Here is a 7898-nt window from a genome sequence, read left to right as displayed (position 1 = left end):
AAAAATTGCGATAAAAAATTTTTTATCAATCTTAAAAGCGGGTCAAACCGTTGATATATCAACATTTATAGAGGGAGTAGGGCTATATTTTTAAATCAACGCTTTAGCCCAATTGTTTTTTTTGTTTGAGAACATTTCCTTCTAAGTAAATAATTGTGGAAAAACATTTCAAGTATTAGGAAGAAATAAACTAAATTAAAAAACGTCTATAAAACCTTCGTTTAGTAGACAAATTGAAGACTGAGCGTAAATTAACGTTTATGCTCTCTTTTTTTATTGTTTTCGTCTATAAACTCGTCTATTATCTAGAGTATTTAAAACGTATGAGAAAATAGAAAGTGGTGTAGATATTGAGCAGAATTATTGGATATTGCCGTGTAAGTACCGAAGAACAGAATTTAGATATGCAGGAACGAGCTATTCAAAATTATGCAGAGCAAAAGAAATTAGAGCTTGTGCTATATGTAGAGAAAATTTCAAGTCGTAAGAATGAACGGACTGAATTAGTAAATGCAATGAAGGCAGCTACAAAAGGTGATTTGTTTGTGGTGTATAAGTTAGATCGCCTAGCGCGGAGTACAAAGGAGCTGTATGAGCTTACAGACCATTTAAAAGAAAAAGAAGTAGATTTTGTTTCTGTGCATGATTCATTCGATACTTCAACACCTACTGGTAAAGCTATGTTTGGAATGCTTGCTGTTTTTGCGGAGTTTGAGCGTGATATTATCCAGCAAAGAACAATAGCTGGGTTAGAAGCTGCTCGTAAGCGTGGGAGAGTAGGAGGAAGACCAGCTATTGATGATAAGGTAAAAAAACATGTAAGAGCATTTTTCAAAGCGGGGGAAAGTGCTACAGATATTGCAAAGGAATATGGGATTAGTAGAGCTACTGTTTACAAAATTGTTAATGAAGGTTAAAAAACGAGTGGTTGTATTTATGTAGTTGGAATTTCATTAATTATATCTTATTTAATCTTTTGAAGTTAATTTGTCTAGTATTATATTATCTAAAAAATGAAATAACTACTGAATTACAACTTTAATAATTAAGATTCAGTATATGTGAATTGGGATATATGGTAAAATAATACTAAAAGGGGTTGATTTTGTGAGATTAATAAAATTTAGTGTTAAAAATTATAAAGTTTTTAAAGATACCTTTACCATGGATTTTTCGAAAGACTCTATTGCAATTTTAACAGGAAGAAATAATACAGGTAAATCAACTATATTAGAAGCTATCAACTGTTTTTTTCAAAAGGAAACTAAACCAAAAACTATTCCTAACGATTGTTTCTCTGAAAGGCATAAGGAAATAATTTTAATAGCTACCTTTGAGTCAGATGAAGAATTTACAATTGTGAAGAAATATAAAGAAGAAGCTGCACCGAGTTTTTACGATGAAAGTGGTATTGAAATTAAAGGGTCGCATGCTTTGAAAGATAAGCTAGAAGAAATCCTAAATAATAAGCCTTTTTACATTACCCCATCAATGCTGCCGGATGATATTAATGGTTTAATTCAAGAAATTTATTCAGAAATAATAAAAAATGATTTGAGAAATATTGAAGGGTTTGATATTGAAAATGCTACTGAAGAAGAGAGAGACTTGTTAGAATTAGCAAATGAGTATTCAAAAATCAGAGAATCTTACCCTAAATTCTTAAAGAAACTTAAATCAAATACCGATGGAATCCTTGAACAAATAAGCAGTGATGTTTCTGACAATATAAAAAATTTATTTTCAAACGAGTATTTATCATTAAAAGTTATTGGTGGCGAAAGTGCAGGGTTTTCATCAAGTGATATTTTAAAATCAACAAATTCAAGTGTTTGCATTAATAATCAAAAGCAATCAGAAATGCCATTAGCTAATCAAGGTACTGGTTTGCAACGAATGAGCTTAATATATCTCATTCAAAATATGATAGAAAAAAAACTCATGGGAGAAAGTGATGAGAAGCTATTATTAATTGATGAACCAGAAGCTTTCTTACATCCAGAAGCCGTTCGAGCCCTTAGTAGTTCTCTTTATAGTATAGGAGAAAAGATGCCCCTCATGATTTCAACACATTCTCCTATATTAATAAATTTATCTGAGAATCATACATCTATACAAGTTTTCCGAGTTGGTGAACAAGAAGCCATTGAACTATTTGTATCTCATAGTGAACAATTTGAGAGTGATGATATTAAGAATATGAAGATTTTAAACTACGTGGATTCGTATGTTAATGAATTTTTCTTTGCGGATAAAATTGTTATTGTTGAGGGAGATACTGAGTATATTGCTTTTAAACACCTTGCAAAGGTAGAGAATGAAAATGTGCACATAATTCGTGCAAGAGGTAAATCTACAATTGGAACATTAATGAAAATTCTTAATCAGTTTAAAACAAAATATGATGTTTTGCATGATGCTGATAATCATTTAAGGTACGCATCTACCACGTTAAAAGCTCAAAAAACAAATTGTATTAACATATTTAAGCTAAAAAGTAATAGTGAAACAAGAATCTTTACGTCATTATCTAATTTTGAGAATGCTATTGGTATTGGAGATATAGAAAATGATAAAAAAACTCAAACAATATATCAAATTTTACATGGAACTAGTGATGAAGATGGTTTCGGCGAAGCGAGAAAATTAATAAAAGACTTATTTAAACATATTATAAATCGTGATGAAGAAACCGTTATTATTGGAGGATTTAGAGAAATATTCAATGAAACAGATTACGATGATTTATTTAATGAATTGATTGAACTAAAGGTTTCAGAAGAACAGGAAGCGAAAAGGCAAAAAGAGAAAGAAAAAGAAGGTTCTCCTCAAGGATAGTGCGGAAGGTCTGAATAGTTACGGCAATTGCATAAATACCTCTCTCATTAAAGAAGTTTCAGAGTGTTGTTAAAAACTATGGGGGAGGTGTATTGTTCGAGACGAGGTATTTAACAAGGGCATACATATATGGATACCTCTAATGACGGATTCATGAACGAATGCAAATGTCTTGTTCCTAGTACAATATTTCTTGTTTTAGAGACTTAGACAATACTTTCAGCTCCAAATCCTTAGCCTCAACTCTGATTTCAAGTCTTGAAAAATACCCTTATAAATGTTCTATATATGGAATTAAATATAAATATAAAGGAGGATTTTTAATGAGTAATTGTCCAGTTTGTAATTCTAAAGCAAATGTTCATAGTACGGATGCTTTAAGTAGGGTAGACGTTGTTGAATGTGAACTTTGTGGTAGATATGTTATAACCGAATTTGTTCATGATGAATTGGGTGATAATAACAAAAAAAGATGTAAATTAAAAGCTATATTGCGTGAAAGAAGTTTAAAAGGTTATGAGCCCATTGCGATATATAAAGATAAACCGAAAGAAGCAACAGATTATAGGAATACACCTATCGTTGTTTTAGATGAATTATTAAAAACATTTCCTAAAAATATTTTTGAAAAATTTGATAGAACATTATTGAATTTTTCTAATTTGATTGCACATCCTGGGGATACAGTTTACATTGAAGAAAAAGATAGTAGTTTATTTTTTGTTGAAACAGAAGATGAGTATGAACTAGTAGGTATGATTACATATATGGTTGAAAATGGTATGATTTATGGTTCCAAAGGGTATCCTGACAATTTTAAAATTACTATAAAAGGTTGGGAACGTTTAAATGAACTCAACAGTTCGGAAGTAGACAGTAAACAAGTTTTTGTAGCAATGTGGTTTAACGAAGAAGTTGAAACTGCATATACTAATGCTATTGAACAAGCCATTAAAGATAATGGGTATGAACCAATTAGAATAGATAAAGTGCAACACAATAATAAAATAGATGATGAGATTATAGCGAATATAAAGAAAAGTAACTTTGTTGTTGCTGATTTTACGGGGCATCGTGGCGGTGTATACTTTGAAGCGGGTTATGCGATGGGACTTGGATTACCTGTTATTTGGTGTTGCAGAAAAGACCACTTAGATGATTTACACTTTGATACTAGACAATATAGTCATCTTGTTTGGGAAACAGAAGAAGAACTGTATTCTTTATTAGATAATCGAGTTAAGGCAACTATTAAATAACAACTATAAATTTAGTCACAATGATGTTGATGTAAAAAATGTTGTTGAGACAAGGTTTTAAGAATTAATTATAGCGAGGAGCGGCAAAAATATTTAAGGAATCTTTTAAGGTAAAGGGTAATAAAAAGAGTGAATGAAATTGATAAAATTTCATTCGTTTTTTATTTCCAAACGTCGGGTCTAATTCCATCGTCTTTAGATAGTATCAACTTTTAGCCTTTATGGGATGGGTAATAAAGTTCTTTTGTACTTTATGGAAATGTTAAAATAATACATGATATATGATTTTAAAAGGTGGATAAAGAATGAGTGAATATGATTTTTTAGTTCTTTCTTCAGATGAGTTTGAGTTATTTTGTAAGGATATATTAGAAATTGAATTAGGTATCAGATTAGAAAACTTTAAGACAGGAAAAGATGGAGGAATTGATTTAAGATATGCTCCATCAGATGATGATGTTTTAATAGTCCAATGTAAAAGATATAAAGATTATAGTAGTTTGTTTAGTACATTGAAAAAAGAAGTAGCAAAAGTAAAAAAATTAAAACCAGATAGATATATCTTAATGACTTCGGCACCTTTAAATCCAAATGAAAAAATTTCCATAAAAAACTTATTTGAAGGATTTATTAAAAGCACTGGATATATATATGGAAAAGATGAATTACAAACAATCTTAAAGAATCATCATAGCATTGAGCGTAAACATTATAAATTATGGCTATCTAGTACAAATGTGTTAAGTACTATTCTACATAGTGATGTTTTTAATCGTTCAAAATTTACTGAAGAGCAAATAAAGGAAAAGATTAGTTTGTATGTTCCGAATGAAAGCTTTGATTTAGCATTAAAACATTTAGAAAAGAATAGAGTTATAGTATTGTCAGGAGGACCTGGGGTAGGTAAAACAACACTTGCAGATATGTTATATCTGGAATATTCAGGGCAAGGCTATGAATTTATTGAGGTATCAGATGATATTAATGAAGGAGAGCAATTATTTAAACCTGAGATGAAACAAGTATTTTATTATGATGATTTTTTAGGGAGGAATTTCCTTAATGATAAATTAACAAAAAATGAGGATAGAAGAATCGTTAATTTTATTACAAAAGTAATGAAATCTGATAATACAATTTTTATAATGACCACACGAGAGTATATATTAAATCAAGCACGAATTAATTATGAATTATTAGATGATAAGAGAATAGATATTAATAAAGTTATCTTAAACATAGAGAATTATACAATAAATGTTAAAGCTAAAATTCTTTATAATCACTTATTTTTTTCAGATTTACCTGAGGAGTTTATTCAAATTTTAGTAAAAGAAAGAGCATATAAAAAGATAATAACACACCCTAATTATAGTCCACGTTTAATTAGTAGAATGACTAACGAATTGACCTGTTCTAACATTTCTAATAAGAAGTACATTAATTCTTTTATAAATGAATTAGATTATCCCTACAGCACTTGGAGACATATATTTGAAAGTCAAATAAATGATTATTCTAGATGGATTTTAAAGTTATTGATGATTATGGGAGACAACGAGGTGCTTTTAACAAATCTGGAGAATAATTTTAATGCGTTAAATCTATATCTTGGTAGACGATTTGAAAGTATAGCCTTTAAACAGGGAATAAAAGAGTTGGAAAAGTCCTTTGTTCAAGTACACAAAAGTCTATTTTCGGGTAAAGAAATAATTGTTTTTTTAAATCCATCAATTGTTGATTTTTTAGTTCAATATAATACTAACAATATAGATATTACTGCTTTATGGAATACTACGAAATATTTCCATCCGATGTTTGATGTATTCTCATTTTCAAATGTTCAAGGAAAACTTCTAATTCCTGAAGATTTAAAAAGAGAATATATAGATATAATAATTAAAAGATTAGATGAATTCGAAGACTGTCAAAATGTAGATGGAAAAATTCAAGCTATTAGTAAATTAGATAAATTTGTAGATTTTAGGACAGGAATAGCTAAAGAAGTATTGATAAAGGCTTACGATAATTATAGTATTGATTATTCAGAAGAATTTGTTGACCTATTAATTAAATATAAAGATATTCTTACTTTAGAGGTAGATATTGTGGGAACACTAACAATGTTGATTGATAACACAGGAAGTTATGATAGAGTTATCAATCTCATTAAATTGTATCATTTTTATCAAGACGAATTAAAAGAAATCTTTAATAAGATTGATAAGCAAAAGATGTTGGGAAATTTAGTTAGTGATATAATTTTTAATTTAGACGACCAAGGCTCGTACTATTCGACAGAAGTAGTTGGAGAGCTAGGTAGGATATTTGATATAAGTGTAGTAAAGGAAGTGGGAGAAATCCATGAAAAATGCGATGAAATTTCACAAGCACTTGAAAATGTATCTGATGATGATTATATATGTCTTCGTAGATATAATAATTTAGATATTGATGATGGCTATGTAGATGATTTATTCGAGAGTTTGATTTAGCAATAGATATCGAGGGAGTATATTGTTATTTGTCTCCTATCAAGGCTAGTGTGAAATAGGAATATTTAGAGGAGTGTGGAAAGATGAACAATTTTTTAGAGCAACATGAAAACTATAAAACATATTCACATGAATATTATTTGATGAACAAGTTATCAATGGATTTTTTTAGCAAACTATCAGGTTATATTCATCAAGAGTTAATGAAATGTGAAGAAGATGAAGTAGTTACAAAGGCACTATATTTACAACATAAAATTGCTGGACTAGCTAAAATAAAACCTGTGGAATTAATGCCAATTCAATATCTAGAAGACGAAATAATACGTTGCTTTAAAAAATTAAATGACAGAGGTTTTCATTATGTTATGGAAGGATTAGAAATCGTTATTAAAGAAATTAGTAGTAGTGAAGGAATAAATGAATTTCTAGAAGAAGTCAATTTAGGTTATATGTTAGAATTCGACATCTACGGGATTAATTGGAATATGCGAGAAGGCGTAGAAAATTCCGTAGAAAAAATTGAAGAAGTTTTAAAAGTAATTCCAAATAAATACAAAGATACAATAGCAAATTTACAAGAGATAGTAATTAACTTAAACAAAAAGCCTGGCGACAAGGCTATTAAAAATATTTTAAGGGATGGGTTATCTGCTACGGAAGGATATGTGAAATCTATAACAGGGGAATCAGATTTTCCAAAAGCTGATAAGAAATTAAGAGCGAATAAACAGTTAGACATAATGATAATTACTGATGGTCTTAAGATATGGAATCATACTCATAGAAATTATCTAGATGTTAGACATGGTAATAATGAGCATATCTCAGAAATAGGAATAGATGAAGCTGTATATTATATAGAAAGATTAATGAGTTATATTAAATATTTAAATAAAAATTTTTAAGATATTCTTGTTTGTTTAAAGTACAATATAATATATGTAATAATAAGGTATTTGGACTGATTTTGTAAATATGTAATTCTCTTTAGTGGAGAAATGTTAGAACCTCAAACCCTTAGTTGTTCTAAATTTAGCTATTTCTATGTTGAAGAAATTGGTTTCCTGAAAATTAACTAAATACAAATTGTAAAAATCTCTGTGAATATTGCAGGGTTTTTTTGTTTGTATAAACTAACTATTTACAATAGGAGTGGCTGCTTTCAATGTATGCTTTTGATGATTAGCATACATTGAAAAAGGCGGTAAAAGCATGGCTAATATGAATGTAAGCGTCAAATAGCGCCCACGTGTTTTTCCGTGGGCGCTTTGTTGTATGCTTTAATTAGTTTTCTTTGGAACGT

The 7898-nt window shown here is 29.3% G+C and carries 5 protein-coding genes; all 5 read left to right on the top strand.

Going from position 1 to position 7898, the window contains the following annotated elements:
* Positions 1-350 precede the first annotated feature (350 nt).
* The gene (locus AMS59_RS13705) at positions 351-917 is read left to right on the top strand and encodes a recombinase family protein (RefSeq protein ID WP_053484303.1); all 567 of its coding nucleotides are present in this window, start codon (positions 351-353) and stop codon (positions 915-917) included.
* 190 nt (positions 918-1107) lie between these two features.
* Positions 1108-2838 (top strand): ATP-dependent endonuclease, encoded by a 1731-nt coding sequence (locus tag AMS59_RS13700; RefSeq protein WP_053484302.1) that lies wholly within the window; start codon positions 1108-1110, stop codon positions 2836-2838.
* A 323-nt stretch (positions 2839-3161) separates the two neighbouring features.
* On the top strand, positions 3162-4097 hold the full coding sequence (locus AMS59_RS13695) for a hypothetical protein (RefSeq protein WP_156304662.1): 936 nt from the start codon (positions 3162-3164) through the stop codon (positions 4095-4097).
* Between the two features lie 305 nt (positions 4098-4402).
* A complete protein-coding gene (locus AMS59_RS13690) occupies positions 4403-6592 on the top strand; it encodes a restriction endonuclease (protein ID WP_053484301.1) in 2190 nt (729 codons plus the stop codon).
* Positions 6593-6675: 83 nt separating this feature from the next.
* The gene (locus AMS59_RS13685) at positions 6676-7500 is read left to right on the top strand and encodes a hypothetical protein (protein ID WP_053484300.1); all 825 of its coding nucleotides are present in this window, start codon (positions 6676-6678) and stop codon (positions 7498-7500) included.
* The last annotated feature ends 398 nt before the right edge of the window (positions 7501-7898 follow it).

It is taken from the genome of Lysinibacillus sp. FJAT-14745, from assembly GCF_001275675.1.
Taxonomy (GTDB): Bacteria; Bacillota; Bacilli; order Bacillales_A; family Planococcaceae; genus Lysinibacillus.
The sequence above is the reverse complement of the archived record's forward strand: the minus strand, read 5'-3'. Positions and strand labels throughout refer to the sequence as shown.